This is a genomic window from Microbacterium sp. NPDC058269, assembly GCF_042881445.1.
In the GTDB taxonomy this organism is placed as follows: domain Bacteria; phylum Actinomycetota; class Actinomycetes; order Actinomycetales; family Microbacteriaceae; genus Microbacterium.
In genome coordinates this window covers 180294-200628 of sequence record NZ_JBHVXT010000004.1, presented here as the reverse complement: position 1 = coordinate 200628, position 20335 = coordinate 180294, and the positions used below count along the sequence as shown (strand labels likewise).

Here is a 20335-nt window from a genome sequence, read left to right as displayed (position 1 = left end):
ATGGGACCCACCGGCCGCCCCTATCACGGGTTCCCGACCCCCGAGCCGTTGAAGTCCCACGGCCCGGCACGCATCATCGCGCTGTGCAACCAGAAGGGCGGCGTCGGCAAGACGACCACCTCCATCAACCTGGCCGCTGCCCTCGCGGAATACGGCCGGAAGGTGCTGGCCGTCGACTTCGACCCGCAGGGCGCCCTCTCGGCGGGCCTCGGAATCCCGACGCACGACGTGCCGACGATCTACGACCTGCTGCTCGACACCAAGCGCGACGCGCACGACGCGATCGTGCATTCGAGCGTCGAGGGCCTCGACGTCATGCCGGCCAACATCGACCTCTCCGCCGCCGAGGTGCACCTCGTCAACGAGGTGGCGCGTGAAACCATCCTCGCCCGGGTCCTGCGCCAGGTGGCGGGGGAGTACGACGTCATCCTCATCGACTGCCAGCCGTCGCTCGGCATCCTCACGGTCAACGCTCTGACCGCGGCACACGGGGTGATCATCCCGCTCGAGTGCGAGTTCTTCGCGCTGCGTGGTGTGGCGCTGCTGATCGAGACGATCGACAAGGTCCGCGATCGGTTGAACCCGTCCATCACGATGGACGGTCTGCTGGCGACGATGTACGACCCGCGCACGCTGCACTCTCGCGAGGTCCTCGAGCGGGTCGTCGAGGCATTCGGAGACGACGTGCTGGAGACCGTGATCGGCCGCACCGTGAAGTTCCCGGATGCATCGGTCTCGGGCGTCCCCATCACCGAGTTCGCCCCCGAGCACGCTGCCGCTCAGGCGTACCTGCGGCTGGCGCGGGAGCTGGTCGCCCGTGGCGCCGTCGCCTAGCGAAGGACCTGTCGACGCATCGCTCGAGGAGAGCGCAGGCGATGCCGCGTCCACCGACAACGCCGGTTTCCGGGTCTCGCTGTCGAACTTCGACGGCCCCTTCGATCTGCTGCTGAACCTCATCTCGAAGCACGAGATGGACATCACCGAGGTGTCGCTGAGCGCGGTGACCAACGAGTTCATCGCGTACCTGGGCGAACTCGACGACGACGAAGACCTCGATCAGGCCTCCGAGTTCCTGGTCGTGGCCGCGACCCTGCTCGACATGAAGGTGGCCGGACTTCTGCCGCAAGGCGAGCTGGTGGACGCCGAGGCCGTGGCCCTTCTCGAAGCGCGTGACCTGCTGTTCGCCCGGCTGCTGCAGTACCGGGCCTTCAAAGAGGTGTCCACGTGGTTCGCCCGCTGCCTGCAGCGCGAGGACCGTCGTCACGTGCGCGCCGTCCGTCTCGAGGAGAAGCACCGACGCCAGACGCCCGAACTCGTGTGGTCTCTGAGCGCCGACGACTTCGCCGCTCTCGCGCTGCTGGCCTTCGCACCCAAGGAGATCCCGCACGTCGGACTCGACCACCTGCACGCACCACTGGTCAGCATTAGAGAACAGGCGGCGATCGTGGTGACACTGCTGCGCGGCACGGAGTCGGTGAGCTTCCGCGAGCTCGTCGCCGGCGTGACCGAGCCCGGCATCGTCGTCGCGCGCTTCATCTCGGTGCTGGAGCTCTACCGGCATGCGGCACTGTCCTTCGAACAACTGGAACCGCTCGGCGAGCTGACACTGCGCTGGGCAGCCGACTCCTGGTCGGATGAGACGCTGGCGAGCCTGGGGGCCGACTATGACCGATGACATGACAGAAGAGCACCTGACCGCTGACACGGCGGAGGCATCCGTGGAACTCCCTCTCGCCGAGCGGATCGAGGCGATCCTCTTCATCGTGGATGAGCCGATCGGCCTGGTCGCTCTGGCTGCGGCCGTCGGGTCTCCTGTGCCCGCTGTACGTCAGACGCTCGAGACGCTGGTCGAGGACTACGACGGTCGAGGCGCCGGCCCTCGTCGCGGATTCGAACTGCGGGAGGTCGGTGGCGGGTGGCGACTGTACGTCCGTGAAGACCTCGACCCCGTGGTGGCCGATTTCGTCGGTGGACAGGCTCCCGCGCGGCTGTCGCAGGCTGCGCTCGAGACGCTGGCCGTCATCGCCTACAAGCAGCCGGTGACGCGCAGCCAGGTCGCCTCCATCCGCGCGGTGAACGTCGACTCGGTCGTCCGCACCCTCCTCGCCCGAGGACTGATCACCGAACTGTTCGCCGACTCCGAGACCGGCGCGATCAACTACGGCACGACCGACGCGCTTCTGCAGCACCTGGGTATCAACTCGCTCGACGAGCTGCCCCCGATCTCCCCGCTGCTCGATGACGGGGCAGACGGATTCGACGAAGGGACCATCCGATGACCGGCTTCGACGCCTCGACAGACTCCGAGGCCGCGCCCGAGGGCGTGCGCCTGCAGAAGGTGCTCGCCGCCGCAGGAGTGGCCTCGCGACGCGTGGTCGAGCAGTACATCACCGAGGGGCGCATCCGCGTCAACGGCGTCGTGGTCGCCGAACTCGGTCGGCGGATCGACCCGGATAACGACCTCGTCGATGTCGATGGGACCGCAGTGCAGCTCGACGTCTCGAAGCGCTATGTCATGCTCAACAAGCCGACAGGCGTCGTCAGCAGCATGAAGGACGAGAACGGGCGACCCGACCTGCGTCGTTTCACCGACGAGTTCGAGGAGCGCCTCTACAACGTCGGCCGCCTCGATGCCGAGACCAGCGGTCTGCTCATCCTCACCAACGACGGCGCTCTCGCCCATGTACTGGCCCACCCGTCGTTCGGGGTGACCAAGGTGTACATCGCCAAGGTCGAGGGGACGGTTCTGCCCCAGACCATCTCGAAGCTCACGAAGGGCATCGAGCTCGATGATGGTCCGATCGCCGCAGACAAGGCACGCTTGCTGGACACGTCGCGCGGGTCGAGCCTGGTGGAGCTGACGCTGCACTCCGGTCGCAACCGGATCGTCCGTCGGATGCTCGCGGCGGTCGGCCATCCCGTCACCGAGCTCGTTCGCCGGCAGTTCGGTCCCCTCCACCTGGGAACCCTCCCGGCCGGGAAGACGCGGGAACTGAGTAAAATCGAACTCGGCGCGCTTTTGACCCTGTCGCGCCGTGATTCCGGTGTCGCCGAGGCGCCAGGCGAGCAGGAGAGCGAATGACCGATACGACGAGTGCGCCCGCGGCGCGGAGAGCGGGCTTCGTCGCGCCGCGTCTCTCCGGCACCGTCCGCATCGTCGGCGCCGGCCTCCTCGGTGCGAGCATCGGACACGCGCTGCGCGCGAAGGGTGTCGACGTCGTGCTGACCGATGCCTCGCCCGCGCAGTTGCGTCTCGCCATCGACTACGGCGCAGGGCGGATCTCTGCGGAGGACGACGCGCCCTCGCTGATCGTCGTCGCCGTGCCACCCGATGTCACGGCAGACGTGATCCAGGCCGAACTCGAACGCTTTCCGGGCGCCGTCGTCACCGATGTCGCCAGTGTGAAGCTCGAGCCGTTCCGCACGCTCCAGGAGCGCGGCGTCGACCTCGCCCGCTACATCGGATCGCACCCGCTCGCCGGTCGCGAGCGCGGCGGCGCGATCTCGGCCCGCGCCGACCTCTTCATCGGGCGTCCCTGGGTCGTGTGCCGTGATGAGGAGACCCAAGCGTCCGATCTCGCTCTCGTCGAAGCTCTGGCGCTCGATGTGGGGGCCATGCCGCTCGAGATGACTCCGGAGGAGCACGACAGGTCGGTCGCGCTGACCTCGCACGTGCCCCAGGTGGTCGCGAGCCTCCTCGCCGGTCGCCTCGCGGAAGCCGAGGAAGGATCACTTCGTCTCGCGGGCCAGGGCGTCCGCGACACGACGCGCATCGCGGCATCCGCCCCCGAACTCTGGGTGCAGATCCTCGGGGCGAACGCCGCGCCCGTGGTCGAGATCCTCGACGCACTCGCCTCCGATCTCGGCGAGATCTCCGATGCTCTGCGCGAGCCGAGCGCTCCGGGGGCCCGCCGCATCGTGGCCGAGACCATCCGGCAGGGCAATGATGGGGTCGAGCGGCTTCCCGGCAAGCACGGACAGAACCAGCGCTTCGAAACCCTCGTGGTCATGGTCGACGACACCGCCGGTCAGCTCGGACGACTCTTCGGGGAACTCGGCGAACTGGGCGTGAACGTCGAAGACCTCCGCCTCGAGCACTCGCCGGGCGCACAGTTCGGCCTCGCCGAGATCAGTGTCGACCCGGCGGCTCTGCACGGGGCGATCACCGGGCTGCAGGAACGCGGCTGGCGCATCGCGGGGAGTACCAATGACTGACACCTCGACCTCTGCTGCGGAGACGCCCGTGACCGACGCCCACAAGTTCATCGCGATCGACGGGCCGGCCGGTTCCGGCAAATCCAGCGTCTCGAAGGCTGTCGCCCGCACGCGCGGCTTCGGCTACCTCGACACGGGATCCGCCTACCGCGCGCTGGCCTGGCATGTGCTCGATCGGGGCGCCGACACCGACGACCCCGAGGCTGTGCGCGCTGCGGCGTCGGAGTTCCCCCTCACGCTCGGGCTCGACCCCGACGATCGAACGGTGCTCGTCGGCGATGTCGAGGTCACCGAAGCCATCCGCGACCCTCGGGTCTCCGGCGCCGTGAGCGGTGTGGCGCGCGTGCCCGAGGTGCGTGCGCAGGTCAATGAGCTGTTCCGACGACTCGTCTCCGAGGCGTCGTATCCCGCCGTCGTGGTCGAGGGCCGGGACATCACCACCGTGGTCGCGCCGGACGCCCCGGTGCGGATCCTTCTCACCGCGGCCCCCGAAGTACGGGCCGCCCGACGTGCCGGCGAACTCGCCGGCGAGAACGCGGCAGCTGTCGCCGCGGCGCTGCACAAGCGCGACGCCTCAGACAGCGCCGTCGTCGACTTCCTGAATGCCGCTGAAGGCGTAGAGGTCGTCGATTCGACGGAACTCGATTTCCCCCAGACCATCGACGCCGTCCTCACGGTGATCGAGCGAATCCAAGGAGCACACCGTGGCTGACGAAGAATACGAAGGCGGCCCCGACCAGCTCGCCGAGAAGATGGACCAGCTCGACGAGCATCTCGCCGAGCAGCGCGCGGAGACGCTGCGCGCCGGCCTCTCCGACTACGAGCTGGATGACGAGGACGCGGAGCTCCTCGCCGGTATCACGCTCGGCGAGGACGGCATTCACTACAGCCCCGCGCTTCCTGTGGTGGCGATCGTCGGACGACCGAACGTGGGCAAGTCCGCCCTCGTGAACCGCATCCTCGGCCGCCGTGAGGCCGTCGTGGAGGACACCCCGGGCGTCACCCGCGACCGCGTGACGTACAAGGCCGAGTGGGCCGACCGTCGCTTCTCGCTCGTCGACACCGGTGGGTGGGAGCCCGACGCCCGCGGCATCGACCGCTCAGTGGCGATGCAGGCAGAGGTCGCGATCGACCTCGCCGACATGGTGCTGTTCGTCGTCGACGCGATGGTGGGCGCGACATCGACCGACGAGCACGTCGTGAAGCTGCTGCGCAAGAGCGGCAAGCCGGTGTTCCTGGTCGCCAACAAGATCGATGACGCCCGCCAGGAGCCGGAGACCGCAGCGCTGTGGAGCCTGGGTCTCGGGGAGCCCCACCCCGTGTCCGCCATCCACGGACGCGGTGTCGCCGACCTGCTGGATGCCGTGCTGAAGAAGCTTCCCGAGGTCTCGGCCGTCGCGAAGCAGGAGATCGGCGGACCGCGCCGCGTGGCTATCCTCGGTCGCCCGAACGTGGGCAAGTCGTCACTGCTGAACAAGGCAGCCGGCGAGGAGCGCGTGGTCGTCAACGATCTGGCCGGCACCACCCGCGACCCGGTGGACGAGGTCGTCGAGCTCGGCGGGAAGATGTGGCGTCTGGTCGACACCGCCGGTATCCGTCGTCGTGTGCACATGGCGCAGGGTGCGGACTTCTACGCGTCGCTGCGCACCTCTGCCGCGTTGGAGAAGGCAGAGGTCGCCGTCGTCGTGCTCGACGTCTCCGAGTCGATCAGCGAGCAGGACGTGCGCATCATCGACCTCGTTCTGGATTCGGGACGCGCCCTCGTCCTGGCGTTCAACAAGTGGGACCGACTGAACGACGAAGACCTCGAGAACGCCGAACGCCGTCGCTACCTCGAGCGAGAGATCGAGCAGGACCTGGCGCACGTCGCCTGGGCCCCGCGCGTGAACATCTCCGCGAAGACCGGACGACACCTCGACAAGCTCGTGCCCGCGCTGGAGACGGCGCTGGAGAACTGGGACCGTCGCATTCCGACGGGCAAGTTCAATGCGTTCCTCGCTGAGCTCGTGGCCGAGCACCCGCACCCGCTGCGCGGTGGCAAGCAGCCGCGCATCCTGTTCGGCACGCAGGCGTCGACGCGTCCGCCGACGTTCGTCCTGTTCACGACCGGATTCCTCGACCCCGGGTACCGCCGGTTCATCCAGCGGCGTCTGCGCGAGCTCTACTCGTTCGAGGGCACGCCGATCGTGATCAACATGCGGGTACGCGAGAAGCGTCAGCGCTGATCTGTTCCGGCGCGTGTCGCGCCGTAGTGCCGTGACCCCGATGCTGTGAAAGGCTGAGGGCGTGACTGTCGTACCTCCTGCCTCCGGTGAGCCGCGTCGCCCTGAGGGGCCACGGAACCCCGGCGATGCCTGGGTGGTCGCGGAGACGGGGGAGAAGTACTGGGGGCGCTTCGGCGCCGCCGGTCTTCTGGCCTACGACCCCGCCCGCGGGATCCTCCTGCAGCATCGTGTCTCCTGGAGCCACTTCGGTGGCACCTGGGGCCTGCCAGGCGGAGCGCTGCACGAGGGTGAGAGTGCTATCGCCGGAGCCATCCGCGAAGCTCAGGAAGAGGCGGGCGTGCCGGACGGAGCGGTACGTGCTCGGTTCACGAGCGTGCTCGACCTGGGCATCTGGTCGTACACCACCGTCATCGCCGACGTGCCGGTGCCGTTCGAACCGGTGATCAGTGACCCGGAGAGCGTCGCGCTGGAGTGGGTGCCGGTCGACCAGGTGGATGCGCGGCCGCTGCACCCCGGTTTCGGGGCGTCGTGGACGGCGCTGCGTGCGCTGCTCGAGGTTCGTCCGACGATCGTGGTGGACGCAGCGAATGTCGTCGGCTCCGTTCCGGACGGCTGGTGGAAGGACCGTGCGGGGGCGGCGGCTCGCCTGCGTGCTCGTCTGGAGGAGTTGGCGGTCCCCGCGGACGAGCTGGAGCTCGGGGGTGACGAGTGGTTCCCCGAGGTGTCGATGGTGGTCGAGGGGCAGGCGCGAAGCATCGATGACGACGCGAGCACGGTCGCCGTGGTCCGTGCCGAGGCCGGGGGCGACGATGCGATCGTTGCCGAGATCGAGCGTCGTATCGCCATGAGACAGACGGTGATCGCGGTCACCAGCGACCGCGGGCTCCGCCAACGAGCCGAGACCGCAGGCGCCGCGCGGATCCGTTCGGCCGGCTGGCTGCTCGAGCTGCTCGCGGCGCCCAGCTGATTTCTTTTCGAGCACTGCGAATACCGTGACTCAGACGAACATCACGCGCCGGGGTGGCGGGTCGGCGTAGTCACGGCCCAGCGGACTGTGCCACGTGACGCTGCCGTCCTTCTCCTGCTGTGCAGTCCATCGATGCGGCTCCGGGATATCCGGGTGCTTGAGGGTGTGATGGTTTCGGCAGAAGTGGCCGAGATTGTCGAGCCTGGTCTTCCCGCCCTTCGCGTGATCGTGATTGTGATCGATCTCGCAGCGGTGGATGGGCATGCGGCACCCCGGGAACCGGCAGTGTCGATCGCGCGCGCGGAGGAACCGTCGCATCCCCTCGGTCGGGGTGTAGGTGTCGGTCTCGACCACCATGCCGGTCGCGTCGAGGAACAGGCGGGTCCAGCCGGTGTTGCGCCCCGCGAGGTCGCGCGCGATGTCGGGGTGCAGCGGTCCGTGACCGTCGAGTTCTGCGGGGCTGTCGTCGGCACCGGCGAGCGTGCTCGCTGCGACGGTGACCTGAATGCGGGCCTGGATGCCGTCGAGGCCGTCACCGTGCGCGGCACTGGGGTCGGCGGTGAGGAGGAGGTCGGTGAAGAGGTCGGCTTCGGTCTGCGCCCACGTCCGAGTATCCGCCGGGAAGTGCACGACCTCAGGGTCGGTGGCGAACGTGTCTCCGTCGGCGTTCGGGATCATTCCGCCGGCTCCCGGGAGCACTCCGGCGTCGAGCAGATCGAACGCCGGGTCATCGAGGGCGAAGTCCTCGGGGCCGATGCCGTCGCCGTCGCCCGCATCGTCGAACCACCAGGGCAGGGGCACGATCTCGCGGTCGTCTCGGGCGCGCACGACCTCACGTGTCATCCGGTTCAACCGATCGGAGATCGCGGTGGCGATCCATTCGGGGAGCACAGCGGTGAGCAGTGCCAGCCCGTCGTCGAGGGACTTCACCATCACGCATCGCTCTTCCGCGGCGCGTCGGTGCCTCTCGACGAGCGTCTCTCCGACGAGGGCGGCGGCGACCTGTTGCGCATGGGCCTTGGTGCGGGCAGCCGTGTCTTGTTCGGCGACCACCAGCACCGCCGTCTCGAACAGTGCCATGACCGTGGCATCGGCCTTCTGGTTGCGGATGGCTTCGGCGACGATGGCGCTCGCCCTGGCGATCTCGCGCACGTGCCCGACGCTGATGGAGCCGTTCGAGAAGGCGGCGCGAACGGCGGGGAGATGGGTGTGCAGCGCTTGGGCGTCGGCGAAGGCGAACTCCATCGAGCCCTTCGAGACATGGCCGGCGGCCGAGAACTCCGCGACCATCGAGCGGTAGATCGCGTCGCGATGGAACGGGCTCGCGGTGATGTCGGCATCGTGGAGTGCGATCTGCTCGGCGAGCAGTTCGGCGGCCTCTGCTTCGAGTGCGGCGATCCGACGTCTCGTCGCGACCCAGGCATCCAGCACGCGACGTCGGGCCTCGAGTGCGAGGTCGAAATCGGTCGTGTGTGCCATGCCTCCACTTTAGAACATAAGTTCGATTCTTAGGAGGGGCGCAGGAGATGCATGCCGAGATATCAGCTCAGGTGGTCGTCGTTCCGCCCGCGCAGCCTGTCGATGTCACGACGTTCGCGCTTGGTGGGTCGCCCGGCTCCGCGGTCACGGAGGCCCAGGGCCGCTTGGGGTTCACGCTCGGGTGTGCGGTCGTCGTAGGCGAGAGCGGCGACCGGTGCCCCCACACGCTTGACGAGAAGTTGACGCACGATGAGGATCCGGTCGAATCCCGCGATGCGGATGCGCAGCTCGTCGCCCACGCGAATCTGCTGCGCGGCCTTCACCTTGTCGCCGTTCACGCGTACATGTCCTGCGCGGCATGCGGTCGTCGCGGCCGAACGCGTCTTGTAGACACGGATCGCCCACAACCAGCTGTCGACGCGCGCGGCCTCCATCAGGAGCTCCGCTTCCGCAGGGTCACGAGTGCACCGGCGATGATCAGGCCCTGCCCGATCGTGTAGGTGAGCATCACCGCGGGGCTGCTCCACGACGGCAGCGATTCGGGGAGGAACAGTCGGAAGGCGAGAATCGTGTCGCTCGTGAGGAAGAACGCGCCGCCGACTGCGACGAGGGGATGGCAGCGGGCCGAGAAAGCGGCTGTTCCGCCCAGCACGAGGCCATAGAGGGCGACCGCGAGGAGCAGACCGCCGGTGTGCGGGCCGAGCACCGCGATCATCGCGACCCACCATGCGGAGTACACGAGCGCCCACCATGGCATACGACGCACCGCCAGGAGACGCGCGAACAGCACGATGTATGCCACGTGGGCGATGCCGAAGAACAGCAGCATGAGGGGTAGCTCGGGGCCTGCGGGGAAGAAGGCGCCGGCGCCGTCGCCGAGCCAGGAGAAGAGCAGCGCGGCGAGCAGCAGAATCAGTGCGGAGCGCGGAGTGAGACGGCGTGCGGAAACCAGCACCGGGACAGCGAGCATCGGCATCAGCAGTAACTTCGTGGGGGCGGCGAGAGGGCTGTTCGCGGCAAGCAGGACCACGTGGAGAATCGACACCACGGCGAACGGAAGGAAGCTCCACGCGAGAGTGGGCGACGGGGTGCGGCGTTGCATGCCCTCATCGTAGGGTCGAGGCGGGGTCGGCCCTCGCGACGTGCTCTGTGCGGTCACGTTGGTCGCGACTCGACGGTTCACGACTAGACGGTTCACGATTCGACGGTGACCTGTACGACGCTGTCATCGACCCCGAGATGCACGGCGGGCCAATACCCCTCAGGGAAGTGCTCGCCGCAGCTGTCGATGAGGTGCACGACGACCGTGCCGTCGGTGGCCGCCTCGATGGCCTCGATGGTGAGGTCGGACGCGGCGTCGTCGAGCTCGTGAGCTTGAGGGTCGCCTGTGCTGAAGTTCGTGACGACCGCGTCGGTGGCGATACGGCGCACGATGTCCAGTCGCTTCACCGTGTCGCGCAGGCGGGGGAGGAGCGGTGTGACCTCGCCGGAGGTCGTGCCCTCCAGCATGAGCTCGAGCTCGGTGCCTTCGACGGAGACGGTGCCGACGAACCAGTCGTGCGTCAGCACGGAGCCGTCGGTGAGTTCCGTGCGGGCACGCGTGAACGTGCCGAGCTCGGGATCGTCGATGGTCGAAGTCACGTCGCTCATGACTTCACGCTAGCGGCTTCTCGACGCTCACGATCATGCGGCGAGGTCGAGGGCGACGAGCGTGCGACCGGGCTTGAGTTCGGCCTGCTCCGTGAAGCCCGCCGCGAGGAACGTGCCGAGCGTGCCGTGGAACAGATCGTTGGTGCGCTGCTTCTCGCCGCCTGTGTCGACGGGGTAGCCCTCGATGAGGCGTGCCCCGGACTCTCGGGCGTAGTCGACGGCGGCGTGCAGGAGTTCGAGGTTGAGCCCGGCGCCGCGGTGTTCTCGGCGCACCACGAAGCACGTCACGGCCCAGACGGACTCGTCGTCGAATGGTTCGGTGCTGGCCGCAGCGATGATGCGGGTACGGGGGACCCGCGCCTGGCGGGTGCGGGGACCGATGCGGATCCAGCCGGCGGCCTCGCCGTCGACGTAGGCGATGATGCCCGGCGGCGGACCGTCTTCGATCTCGGCGCGGAACATCTCGGTGCGCTGCGGGGTCGTGGTCGCGTTCCAGTCCTTGTTGCTGAGCACCGGCCAGATGCACTGGCAACTCGCTCCATCCCCGCCGCCGGTGAGCGCATGCTGCACGTCATCCCAACGGGCGGTCGTCGCCACCTCGGTCGTGATCGTCGCCATGCCGCGACGCTACGCCGGGCATCCGACACACGCAACGGGCCGGTTCGCGGAGCGGCCTGGGATGCGGCTAAGATAGGGGAGTTGCCTGCGCGAGAGTGCAGAACAACGGGCTGTGGCGCAGCTTGGTAGCGCACTTGACTGGGGGTCAAGGGGTCGCAGGTTCAAATCCTGTCAGCCCGACCACGAAGCCCCGGAGAACCGCAGAAACACGCGGGACTCCGGGGCTTTTTTCCTGTCCGGAACGGGCTCGGCTGGTATCCGTCTCACGCGCGCCTGGCTGACGTCGAGAAGCGGGGACCGGTCTGTCAGTATGGCGTCATGTCCGGCACGCACAAGCTCGCCCCTGTACTCGCCGCGCTCGCCTTGACGGCTGCCGCGCTGGCCGGGTGTACCGCCGCAGCACCGGCGGCAGTTCAGACGTCGAAGGCATCCGCACCCACGGTTGACACCGAGCGGTTGACCGTGGCTGCACCGACGCCGCAATCGACCGAGTCGAAGACTTGCTCCGGTATGTCCGAGGTCTACAGCGACGGCGGCGGTCTGTATTGGGAGCGGCGCGGCACTCTCCGTGATCTGGGCGCCCGCGATTTCGCTCGGGGTGAGGTGGCAGTAGATGCGAACGGCACGCCCGTGACGTATACCGTCGAGCCGGGCGACGTCGAGGCCGTGGTTGCTGAACGGCTCTGCGCGTACCCGACCCTCGGCTCGATGAACCACAGGCGCGACATTCACCCCGGCCAGGTGCTCTGGCTCACGCCCGACCCCGACATCCCCTGGGTGCCGTACTACAGCCCCGATGACGCGCCTGCGGGGTTCCCACAGATTCCGTATCAGCAGGCGATCGAGTCCGCAGGCGCGGCGGTTGACGCCGGTGACGTCGACACGGTGCGGGCTATTTGGAACGACACCCTCAAGGGCATGTTCACGAACCAGGGGACCATCGACGCCGTCCAGAAGGTGGTCGACTCCGGCGACCTCGACGCGCTCCGCCAGCTCTTCTCCTGATTCGGGATGAAGCGCCCACGGGTTGCCCGTGACCGCCGTCGATGTCCCCATAGGCTTGACGCATGCCCGTGCTCTTGTTCCCCGCGTTGCCGGATCGCGGGGATGGGGCGAGGTTGGGTGGTGCTCCGCCATCTGTGATCGAGAGGCATCCGCTTCTGGCGACGCATCGCTATCTGCTGACGCTTGCCGCGGACTGCGCGTCGTGGACCGGCGGCCGTGAGGTGTCGGTGGTGTTGCGTGCCGGCTTCCGCATCGAAGACGAGGATGTGGTGTATCCGGACATGGCTATGCGGGCGATCGTCCATGACCCCTCGCCGCGTGGCGGCCGGGACGACCTGGGATGGCCCGGACTGCGCGCGACAGCACTGATCCCAGGAACGGACGTCGCGTCCACGCCCGCACTGGTGCGGATCGATGACGAACCCGTATTGATTCAAGGAGAGCCGGCTTTCGCTGATGCAGTGCGCGCCGATGGCCATCGATTCCTCTTTCAGATCGACGAGGAGGGGTGGCCTCTGGAGGGCGAGCTCGAGGACGTCATCGCGGAATACCTGTGGGGATACGGCTCGGTGTACTTCTACGGCACACCGGGCGCAGAAGGGACCGTACGCGCCGTCGTCGCAGGCTTCCTCGACTTCTAGTCGAACGCGATCTCCCAACGCGACAGCCGAGCGTGCAGCACCCGTCGTACGAGCGCGGTCGATAGGCTCATCCGGTGACCCCCGTCGAATACCGTGATGCGCTGAGAGCCGTGCTCGATCCGGTGTCACAGTCCACCGCCGTCCGGCTCTTCCCTCTCGCACTCCGGTGCCCGGGCCGTCGGGGTTGCGGACACCGCGAGTCTTTCTGTCGCGACGCACCGTCACGGGAGAGATCCGGATCAGCGACGACGACGCCAGTGCTGCTTCTGATCCGGTCGCCTTCCTGCGCCAGACGATCCACACGGCAGTCGCCGACCTCATCCGTCGCATCGCTGCTCGCGACGCTGCCTTCGACGCGGACGCGGAGCGACGGAAGATCGCGTTCCTCATCGATGACGAGCCTGCGCCCGGCGCAGATGCAGTTCCTGATGCGACGACGCCTGCTGCCGAGCGGATGGGTCAATGAATGAGCCGGTGAAAGCGCCTCGCGATGCCGAGCTGTCGCGCCGGTGGACGCCGGACCGGCTGGCTGCGCTCCGGGAGCAGATGGGGGAGCAATCACGCATCGTGAAAGGCCCGCATCGATTCGACACCGACTGGCCGGAGACGGATGAGGGCCGGCTGGATCTGCGGGGTGTGAAATCGGGGCGCGATGGTCTGCAGTTCCGGTTCCTCACGTTGTCCGGCGTGGACTTCCGCCAGGCGCGCGGCCGACTGCTGTTCTTCGAATCCGAGCTCACGGACTGCCTGTTCGATTCCGTATCGCTTCCCGGGCAGCCCCGCTTCGACCGCAGCTTCGTGCGATGCAGTTTCCGCGCAGCGTCGCTGAAGGGACTGGCGATCGGCACGCAGATCACCGAGTGCGACTTCACGGGGGCGGATCTGCCCAGATTGAGGTCGTTGCCGAATACCCGATTCGAACGGTGCCTGTTCGATGCCGCCGACCTCAGTGGAGCAGACTTCTCGGATACCACCTTCACGGACTGCACGTTCGTCGATGCCACGTTCTCCGCGGGCACGAGCTTCACCCGGTGCGCGTTTGTGAACACGCCCGTCGCGTTCGGTCTCGCGCGTGTGACGCGCTCACACCGTGAGGGCGAGCCGCTGCCGGACCAATGGGACGGCGAGGAGCACACAGACGCCGCGCGTGAAGCGTACGCGCAGCGCTATGCGCGTGCCGCGGCTGCGGGGCGTGCGGACGACCTGCCCTTGGATGCGGACGCCGAGAGCTAGTCGCCACGGGTCGGGTCAGGGATGCCGGCGCCATCGAACAGGAGTCTCTCGACGATGCCGTTCCGTGCCGCCGGCCGCGCGATGATGTACCTCAGCAGATCCTCCAACGGAGAGAACACGACAACCGCCTCTTCGAACTCCGGCTCCGCTCCGTGGACGACTGCTCCGTCGTCTCGCACCGCCAGATACTCGTATCCGTCGCGAACGGACAGCAGGATGGGCACGTGACGTTCCCAGAAGCGGGAGACCGCGGCCGCCTCGTCATCTGTGATCGCAGACCGGATGCTCAGCTGTTCGCACTCGTTCCACGCGAACGCGCCCTCCGCGCCGGTCGAGTAGTCGCGGCGGGATAAGAACCACACCGTCTCGTCTGAACTCGACAGCAGCGAGAACGAGGACACCCAGCTGATCACCGTCTCGGGTGCCGTGCGCAGCGCGGAGGGAACGCCATCTTCCGCGGGCAGAGGCGGCTCATACTGCCACCCCGCCTCCTGCAGGGCTTCGGCCGTGCGTCGGAAGAGTTCCGTCATGCTCCCAGGCTACCGAGCAGTCTCTCCAGACAGACGGTCACGTGGTTGCGCCGGTGTTCGCCCATTCCAGCGTCGACAACTTGGCCTCGATCGTCTCGAGGCCGATGTTCCCGCATCCGACCAGGGTGAGCCTGCGCAGTCGGGGGAGGTCGTTGATGGCGGCGATGCCGGTGATCTTCTTGCAGTACTGGATATTCACGATCTCGAGTTGCTGGAGCGCTGCCAGCTCCGAGATGTCACCCAGAGCGGTGAGGTTCTTCAGCCGCAACGACTCCAGCTGGGGGAGCGCGCTGATCCCGGCGAGGCTCGTCAGCGTGCGTCCACCGATCAGTCCGAGACGGCGAAGCCCGACCGGTTCGACGAGGCGGAAGATCTCCTCGTCCGTGGGCACGTTCAACAGATTCAGTTCTTCGAGCGGCAGTTCGAGCGCCTGCCGGACATTGTTCAGAGATCTCTGCGGGTAGAGGGAGAGGGCCCGGAGTTCGGGGAAATGCTCGTTCTTGAAGCGGAACGGTTCGCCGACGTAGAGGGTCTTCAGGTTCGGCACCACCACGTCCGGCCACACCAGGGTCCGATCACCGATGTGCACCGAGAGCTCTTCCAGACTCTCGGGGAGATCGCCCTGCCGCAGTTCGGTGACGATGGTGGGGAGGACCCTCCCCGGGCCGATGCTGAGGGCTTTCAGGTTCGTCATCGCCGTGATGATCTGCGGGAGACGGTCGATGGGCCCGTCCAGGGGAGACCACAGATGCACATCGGTGATGCGCGACAGCCGCTCGGCGTCGTAGGGCTGGTCGTAGAACACGAGGTCCCGGTCCGGCACGTCGAACTGGTCCTGGTGCGCGCTGTGCAGCACCATCGTCCGCGTGCTCGTCGACGCCCTCATCCACTCACTCCTGAATCCGCCGGCTGTCGCCCACGCCGAACCCAGATTACCGGCGCATGCTGTCGTCGTTCCTCCCACGCCGCCGCGGGCAGTCGGGATAATGGAGGGGTGACGGTGAATCAGGAGGTCGTGACCTACGACGGATTGCCGACCTCGGCGGGAGGGGCGCACTCGCTTCGCACCAAGAATCCCCGAACTGCCTATGAGAGTGTGCAGGCCTTCCTCGATGCCGCCGGGCTGACCGTCGGTGCGCCGGAGATGTCCTTCGAGCTCTGGGCCGGAGGCTCGCCCGACGACACAGGCCGCTTCGAATCGTTCGCGGCAGCGCGCCTCGGGGGACCGCAGAGTCGACAGCGCACGCACAGCCGGTGGAGGGTTCGCGAAGATGACGTCGATGCCACGCTCGACGCCCTGAGCGGTGCGGGCTCCGGAGCGGTGACCGGCCACGGGCATCCGCTGGCCGCACTGGTCTTGAGCGCGCAGGTAACTCTGGTCGACCCCATGACGCGCGCGCCGTACGAGGGGATCGACGCCGAGGCGTTCGGTCGGTTCGCGGTGGATGGCTACGGTCGCCTCCTCGGCGCGTCCGGGATGCGTGCCACGTTCGGTACCACGGCGTCCTCGCTCTCGCTCTGGCTCGGGTTCCCCGCCGACGACCGGTTGCACCATGCAGCCGCTCACGTGCAGAAGCACCTGCCTTTCCGGATGTCGACGAAGCACTGGCGCCGGTGGCATGCCACGAAAGACGGGCAGTCCTACCGGGCGACCAAGATCATGTCACCCCTGGTGTCATGAGCACACCGTCGAAGCTCCATCGGCTCTGCGTCTTCATGACGCCCGCGGATGAAGAACAGTTGAGCGAGGCGGTGCGAACCACCCTTCCTGCGGTGAGGTTCGTCGACGCGACTCAACAACCCGAGACGCCCACCCCGACGTTTCGTTCGTCGCTGAACGAATGCGCAGGCCCTCACGTGACGCTCGTGGACACGAGCATCATCTCCGAGAACGCGTTTCATCGTGACTATGTGGTGCCTCACCCGTCCGGTCGGGGGTGGGCGTACGCGATCGTCGGCGCCGGCCTCGCAAGCCTCGTGCGGTCGCGTTCCGAGGACGACGGCGTGCGGAACGGCGAGGTGCGGGCATCCGTGCCGGCGGGTGACGGACGGACCGCCGACTACGTCCGTGAACTGATGTCTGTGGTGCGCGCCGAGGGGATGAGCGTGTTCGCCGTCGACCCGAGGACGAAGAGCATCGCGCGTCGCGCCGAGAGGAACTTCGTCGCGTGGCCGGATGCCGCATCCCGCTTCGGGGGCAAGGATGCTCCGTTGCTCACGAATGGTCCCACGGCCTGGTTCACCGTCGAACGCTGACGACTCGGGACACTCGGCGCCATGCAGACGATCGACGTCATCAGCCCGGGGCGCCTGTCTCCGACGGCCGCTCGGGGAGAGGCGGGAGACGATCGATGTCGAGGACCGAGACGAAGCTCGGGAGCGTCGCCAGAACCTCCCGCGTGTCGGCGCGATCGATCATGAGTGTTCGCGAGGGGAGCGGCACCGGGGAGTCTTCGAGGCTCCCGTCCCGAACCGTGTACGCGACCCCGGGTTCCCCTTCAGCCTGCCCGCTCGCACGCTCGGCTTCGGCATGTCGAGATTCGGGAGTCGCAACATGAAGCTCCGTCAGCGGGGCTCCATCGAAATCATCGTCATCGCGAGCAACGATGGTGCGGATGTACGCGGGTAACTCCGCGAAACACGTGCCCGCCGTCACGCGGGGCTCCCAGAAGTCATCGATGCTCTTCACCGCCGGGGGAAGCGAGGCGTCGGCCAGGCTTCCGATGATCGTGTCGAGCGACTCACCGGCCCGGAGACGGGCCACGAGCCCGTTGAAGATGTGAGACCACGGAATGGCGCCGGGACGGGGGACCCGGGGAGGGAGGTGGTCGAGGGCTCGAAGCCGTCCGGCTCGGCGCGGCGGTTTGCCGTAGTTCTCATTGACGATCCACGCCAGCTGCGCACTGCAGCCCGCATCACGCGTCACCGTGGTCTTCGCCACGTTCTCCGACGCGTAGAAGACATAGAGCGGCATCCAACGACACGCGACACTCTCGCGTCCCGGATCGAGGAGTCGTCGCATCTGTTCCCCGGTCGCGCGGGGGTGACCGAGTTCGGCAAAGCTCCCGTTCGCATTGATGATCTTCGCCTGGACACGTATCTGGATCCACCGGTCGCCGTGACCGATGATCCACTCCCAGTCGGCGCCGGTCGTGGTCTCATCAGGCTCGTTGGTCACGATGTACACGCGCTTCGTCCAGAACTCGCGGAGGCGGAAGAAGTTCAGTTCGGTGGTCGTGACTTCGCCGAGACGCAACCTGTACCCGGGAGACCGCGAGTAGCGCACCATGTCCCAGACATCTTCGGCCTGCTCGTCCATCTTCTGCTGCATGCGAACGAAGAAGTCGTACTCGGCCGTCATACGGGTAGCTTGGCACAGCCCTCACCACTTCCGGCCGTCGAGCAGGCCTGCGAGGTAGATCCACCATCGTCACCAGACGCTGACATCCGCCGGCGCTGGTGGGGAGTTCCTCGGCCTCAGAGGAAGTTGAGCACCCCGCCGCCCCACGCCGCGCGCAGGGGACCGTCGAGGTCGGAGATGATGCTGTCCTGCCGCTCGATCACGAGAGTATGACGACTGCTGTCGGAGGCGGAGTACGGCAACCACGCAGGGGCGTCCGCCGTCGTCCTCGCATCGGGTGCGCGTCCGTGCGCGAAGGCCGTCCAGCGCTCCTGCATCCGCACCGAGATCTTCTCGGCGGCGCGACGGCCGCCCAACCGGAACGTCGGATCCTTCGGCCCGATCGACAGATTGCCCCATAGGTACGGCAGCTCGGTCGCGTGCGTCGCCCCGAGACCGATCAGCCGCAGGAAGGGAGCGGCGTGATCGAAGCGGTAGAGCCACACATCGGCGACCGTGCTGTGGCCCTCCGCGATCCACACGGTCGGCATGCGGAACCCGATGTCACGGGCGATCCCGAGACCGACGGCGCGCTGCCGCACGTTCTCGTATGCCGTCTGCACCTGGGCGACAGAGGGAAGAGCGATCGTCGGATTGTCCTCGGCCATGTCGGCGAACATCTGCCGGATACGGTCGTCGGTGATCGGGATGAGAGGCGACTTCATGAACGTGAACAGCGACGCCTCGTCCTTGTTGGTCCCGATCAAGAGGGGGACCCGGATGCCGCGTCCTTCGCGCAGCACGGTCACCGGCGCTTCCGGAAGCAGCTCGCCGTCGATGACGGGCGCGAACGCGAGGGTTCCCGGGGCCTCGCTCGGCACGGCCGCGTACACCTTCATGCTCGCCGTGACGATGTCATCGACGGATGCTGCGCGCAGTGCCCCCGCAACTGCCGCAGCATCCGTCGAATCGATGCCCAGCTCATGCACGAACCGGGTGGCGACGTCACGCGCCCGCTCGGTGCCGTACATGCTCGAGGCGGGGGAGGACTGCGCGATCGCGCGGGCGAACAGACCGTCAGCCGAAGGCGTCGCCAGCAGCGTGGTCACGAGCCCTCCTCCCGCGGACTCCCCGAACACCGTGACTCTGCCTGCGTCGCCCCCGAACGCGGAGATGTTCTCCCGCACCCAGCGCAACGCGAGCAACGCGTCCTTCAAGGCGAGGTTGCGATCGAAACCCTCTTCAGGCAAGAGCCCGGCGAGATCCAGAAAACCGAAGGCGCCGAGCCGATAGTTGACCGTCACGACGACGACCTCGCCGCTCGTCGCCAGTGACGTCGCATCGAACAGCGGTTGGCTCGACGCCCCGAATGTATAGGCGCCCCCGTGCAGCCACACCATGACCGGCAGGGTGCCGCCATGCTGCCCCGATGGTGCCCACACGTTCAGCACGAGGCAGTCCTCGTCCATGACCGCGCCGTCACCCAGGGGCACTGCGGGGTTCATCTTCTGCGGACACACGTTGCCGTACGCAGTGGCGTCGATCTCGCCGATGGCGGGAGACGCCGCGACGGGATCGCGCCAGCGCAGCGGTCCGACCGGCGGCTGGGCGTAGCGGATACCGCGCCACGAGCGCGCACCGTCGGCGACTGTGCCGCAGAAGGTGCCGGCCGGCGCTGTGACGATGCACGTCTCATCGCCGGGAAGGGTGTCGTCTGACATGGGGGCTGCTCCTGACGTGGTCGTGTTCAGGCCAGGTGACGGATGACCTGGGCGGCTTCGTTGGCGGCGAGGGTCGCGAACAGCACCGTCATGATCATCGCGTTGTGGGCGATCATCTCCGTCTTCACTCGTTCGAGCGCCTTCGTGACGGCCGTCGATCCGCTCGTGGCGACGGCGGCCGCGATGATGAGCGGCAGGGAACCGGCGACGACCAGTGCGAGGCACAGCCCTCCTGCCGAGAGAAGGGAGAGATGGGCCTCGCCGATCAGCGCGCCGCCCTTCAGCGCGAGCGGGATGTTCTTCGTGTTGGTGACCGCCATGATCAGCGCCAGGGTCGCCGCTTTCCCCGGGGTGACGGCGTCGAGAGCCGCGAGCCAGGCCGGGGTTCTGGATGGTTGGTCGTGGCGAGGCCGCGAGAGCCAACTCGCGATAGCGAGCGCCGCGAAGCCGAGCGCGAGCACGATCGCGAGGACGAACGAGACGGTCTTCGCCGTGCCGGACGGAGAAACCGAGGAGGATCCCGCGGCGGTGAGCGCGCCGACCATGACCACGCCGAGGGAGACGCCGATGAACACTGAGGCGTAGGCGGGTGCCGCCGTCCGTCCGCGAGGAGCGAGGATGATCGCGATGATCGCCACGACGGGCAGCGGCGAGATGAGTATCCCCACGGCGAGCGGGAGGAGATCGTGCAACTGGTTCACTTCGCGTCCG

The 20335-nt window shown here is 67.5% G+C and carries 24 protein-coding genes and 1 tRNA gene; 15 read left to right on the top strand and 10 right to left on the bottom strand.

The genetic code is table 11. From position 1 onward, the window contains the following. The 8 genes from ACFVWL_RS18165 (at window position 1) to ACFVWL_RS18130 (ending at window position 7407) form a co-directional block, all read left to right on the top strand. Window positions 1-834: a ParA family protein gene (locus ACFVWL_RS18165; RefSeq protein ID WP_181157642.1), complete on the top strand. Its 834-nt coding sequence runs from the start codon at window positions 1-3 to the stop codon at window positions 832-834. Then, window positions 818-1675 carry a segregation and condensation protein A gene (locus ACFVWL_RS18160; protein WP_387185837.1) on the top strand — a complete coding sequence of 286 codons (858 nt, stop codon included), beginning with the start codon at window positions 818-820 and terminating at the stop codon, window positions 1673-1675. The genes ACFVWL_RS18165 and ACFVWL_RS18160 overlap by 17 nt, the downstream gene beginning before the upstream one ends. Then, window positions 1665-2279 carry an SMC-Scp complex subunit ScpB gene (gene scpB / locus ACFVWL_RS18155; RefSeq protein WP_387185835.1) on the top strand — a complete coding sequence of 205 codons (615 nt, stop codon included), beginning with the start codon at window positions 1665-1667 and terminating at the stop codon, window positions 2277-2279. The genes ACFVWL_RS18160 and scpB overlap by 11 nt, the downstream gene beginning before the upstream one ends. Then, window positions 2276-3082 (top strand): pseudouridine synthase, encoded by an 807-nt coding sequence (locus ACFVWL_RS18150; RefSeq protein WP_387185833.1) that lies wholly within the window; start codon window positions 2276-2278, stop codon window positions 3080-3082. The genes scpB and ACFVWL_RS18150 overlap by 4 nt, the downstream gene beginning before the upstream one ends. Continuing rightward, window positions 3079-4215, top strand: a complete 1137-nt coding sequence (locus ACFVWL_RS18145; protein ID WP_387185830.1) for a prephenate dehydrogenase — start codon at window positions 3079-3081, stop codon at window positions 4213-4215. The genes ACFVWL_RS18150 and ACFVWL_RS18145 overlap by 4 nt, the downstream gene beginning before the upstream one ends. After that, window positions 4208-4927 carry a (d)CMP kinase gene (cmk, locus tag ACFVWL_RS18140; RefSeq protein ID WP_387185827.1) on the top strand — a complete coding sequence of 240 codons (720 nt, stop codon included), beginning with the start codon at window positions 4208-4210 and terminating at the stop codon, window positions 4925-4927. Before ACFVWL_RS18145 ends, cmk begins: the two co-directional genes overlap by 8 nt. Before the next feature lie 40 nt (window positions 4928-4967). After that, window positions 4968-6440 (top strand): ribosome biogenesis GTPase Der, encoded by a 1473-nt coding sequence (gene der, locus ACFVWL_RS18135; protein WP_387185886.1) that lies wholly within the window; start codon window positions 4968-4970, stop codon window positions 6438-6440. Window positions 6441-6501: 61 nt separating this feature from the next. Then, window positions 6502-7407: an NUDIX domain-containing protein gene (locus ACFVWL_RS18130; protein WP_387185824.1), complete on the top strand. Its 906-nt coding sequence runs from the start codon at window positions 6502-6504 to the stop codon at window positions 7405-7407. Between the two features lie 30 nt (window positions 7408-7437). Here ACFVWL_RS18130 and ACFVWL_RS18125 read toward each other — a convergent pair whose 3' ends face one another. The 5 genes from ACFVWL_RS18125 to ACFVWL_RS18105 all read right to left on the bottom strand — a co-directional run bounded on the left by ACFVWL_RS18125 (window position 7438) and on the right by ACFVWL_RS18105 (window position 11154). After that, complete coding sequence (locus ACFVWL_RS18125; RefSeq protein ID WP_387185821.1) at window positions 7438-8886, bottom strand: DUF222 domain-containing protein; 1449 nt, start codon at window positions 8884-8886, stop codon at window positions 7438-7440. A 62-nt stretch (window positions 8887-8948) separates the two neighbouring features. Continuing rightward, window positions 8949-9320 (bottom strand): RNA-binding S4 domain-containing protein, encoded by a 372-nt coding sequence (locus tag ACFVWL_RS18120; RefSeq protein WP_387185819.1) that lies wholly within the window; start codon window positions 9318-9320, stop codon window positions 8949-8951. Then, a complete protein-coding gene (locus tag ACFVWL_RS18115) occupies window positions 9320-9988 on the bottom strand; it encodes a lysoplasmalogenase family protein (RefSeq protein WP_387185816.1) in 669 nt (222 codons plus the stop codon). Before ACFVWL_RS18115 ends, ACFVWL_RS18120 begins: the two co-directional genes overlap by 1 nt. A gap of 92 nt (window positions 9989-10080) precedes the next feature. After that, window positions 10081-10536 (bottom strand): hypothetical protein, encoded by a 456-nt coding sequence (locus tag ACFVWL_RS18110; RefSeq protein ID WP_387185813.1) that lies wholly within the window; start codon window positions 10534-10536, stop codon window positions 10081-10083. Between the two features lie 33 nt (window positions 10537-10569). Beyond that, window positions 10570-11154 carry a GNAT family N-acetyltransferase gene (locus tag ACFVWL_RS18105; RefSeq protein ID WP_387185811.1) on the bottom strand — a complete coding sequence of 195 codons (585 nt, stop codon included), beginning with the start codon at window positions 11152-11154 and terminating at the stop codon, window positions 10570-10572. Window positions 11155-11260: 106 nt separating this feature from the next. Here ACFVWL_RS18105 and ACFVWL_RS18100 point away from each other — a divergent pair. The 5 genes from ACFVWL_RS18100 to ACFVWL_RS18080 all read left to right on the top strand — a co-directional run bounded on the left by ACFVWL_RS18100 (window position 11261) and on the right by ACFVWL_RS18080 (window position 14033). Beyond that, window positions 11261-11337: transfer RNA gene (locus tag ACFVWL_RS18100), tRNA-Pro, on the top strand. A 135-nt stretch (window positions 11338-11472) separates the two neighbouring features. Continuing rightward, a complete protein-coding gene (locus tag ACFVWL_RS18095; RefSeq protein WP_387185808.1) occupies window positions 11473-12159 on the top strand; it encodes a hypothetical protein in 687 nt (228 codons plus the stop codon). A gap of 62 nt (window positions 12160-12221) precedes the next feature. Next, on the top strand, window positions 12222-12800 hold the full coding sequence (locus ACFVWL_RS18090) for a hypothetical protein (protein WP_387185805.1): 579 nt from the start codon (window positions 12222-12224) through the stop codon (window positions 12798-12800). Window positions 12801-12984: 184 nt separating this feature from the next. After that, window positions 12985-13266, top strand: coding sequence for a hypothetical protein (locus ACFVWL_RS18085; protein WP_387185803.1), 282 nt, complete (start codon window positions 12985-12987; stop codon window positions 13264-13266). Then, window positions 13263-14033, top strand: coding sequence for a pentapeptide repeat-containing protein (locus tag ACFVWL_RS18080; RefSeq protein ID WP_387185801.1), 771 nt, complete (start codon window positions 13263-13265; stop codon window positions 14031-14033). The genes ACFVWL_RS18085 and ACFVWL_RS18080 overlap by 4 nt, the downstream gene beginning before the upstream one ends. Here the strand turns inward: ACFVWL_RS18080 and ACFVWL_RS18075 are convergent. Beyond that, window positions 14030-14563: a hypothetical protein gene (locus tag ACFVWL_RS18075; RefSeq protein WP_387185798.1), complete on the bottom strand. Its 534-nt coding sequence runs from the start codon at window positions 14561-14563 to the stop codon at window positions 14030-14032. The genes ACFVWL_RS18080 and ACFVWL_RS18075 overlap by 4 nt on opposite strands. 37 nt (window positions 14564-14600) lie before the next feature. Further along, the gene (locus ACFVWL_RS18070) at window positions 14601-15449 is read right to left on the bottom strand and encodes a hypothetical protein (protein WP_387185796.1); all 849 of its coding nucleotides are present in this window, start codon (window positions 15447-15449) and stop codon (window positions 14601-14603) included. A 108-nt stretch (window positions 15450-15557) separates the two neighbouring features. Between ACFVWL_RS18070 and ACFVWL_RS18065 the strand changes: the two genes are divergently transcribed. Further along, window positions 15558-16244 (top strand): hypothetical protein, encoded by a 687-nt coding sequence (locus ACFVWL_RS18065; protein WP_387185792.1) that lies wholly within the window; start codon window positions 15558-15560, stop codon window positions 16242-16244. 176 nt (window positions 16245-16420) lie between these two features. Next, on the top strand, window positions 16421-16819 hold the full coding sequence (locus tag ACFVWL_RS18060) for a hypothetical protein (protein WP_387185789.1): 399 nt from the start codon (window positions 16421-16423) through the stop codon (window positions 16817-16819). Window positions 16820-16859: 40 nt separating this feature from the next. Here ACFVWL_RS18060 and ACFVWL_RS18055 read toward each other — a convergent pair whose 3' ends face one another. From ACFVWL_RS18055 to ACFVWL_RS18045, 3 genes are all read right to left on the bottom strand, one after another. Further along, window positions 16860-17924 carry a DUF6615 family protein gene (locus ACFVWL_RS18055; RefSeq protein WP_387185786.1) on the bottom strand — a complete coding sequence of 355 codons (1065 nt, stop codon included), beginning with the start codon at window positions 17922-17924 and terminating at the stop codon, window positions 16860-16862. Window positions 17925-18040: 116 nt separating this feature from the next. Then, the gene (locus tag ACFVWL_RS18050; RefSeq protein WP_387185783.1) at window positions 18041-19624 is read right to left on the bottom strand and encodes a carboxylesterase/lipase family protein; all 1584 of its coding nucleotides are present in this window, start codon (window positions 19622-19624) and stop codon (window positions 18041-18043) included. Window positions 19625-19650: 26 nt separating this feature from the next. Continuing rightward, window positions 19651-20325, bottom strand: a complete 675-nt coding sequence (locus ACFVWL_RS18045; protein ID WP_387185781.1) for a GAP family protein — start codon at window positions 20323-20325, stop codon at window positions 19651-19653. Window positions 20326-20335: the final 10 nt, after the last annotated feature.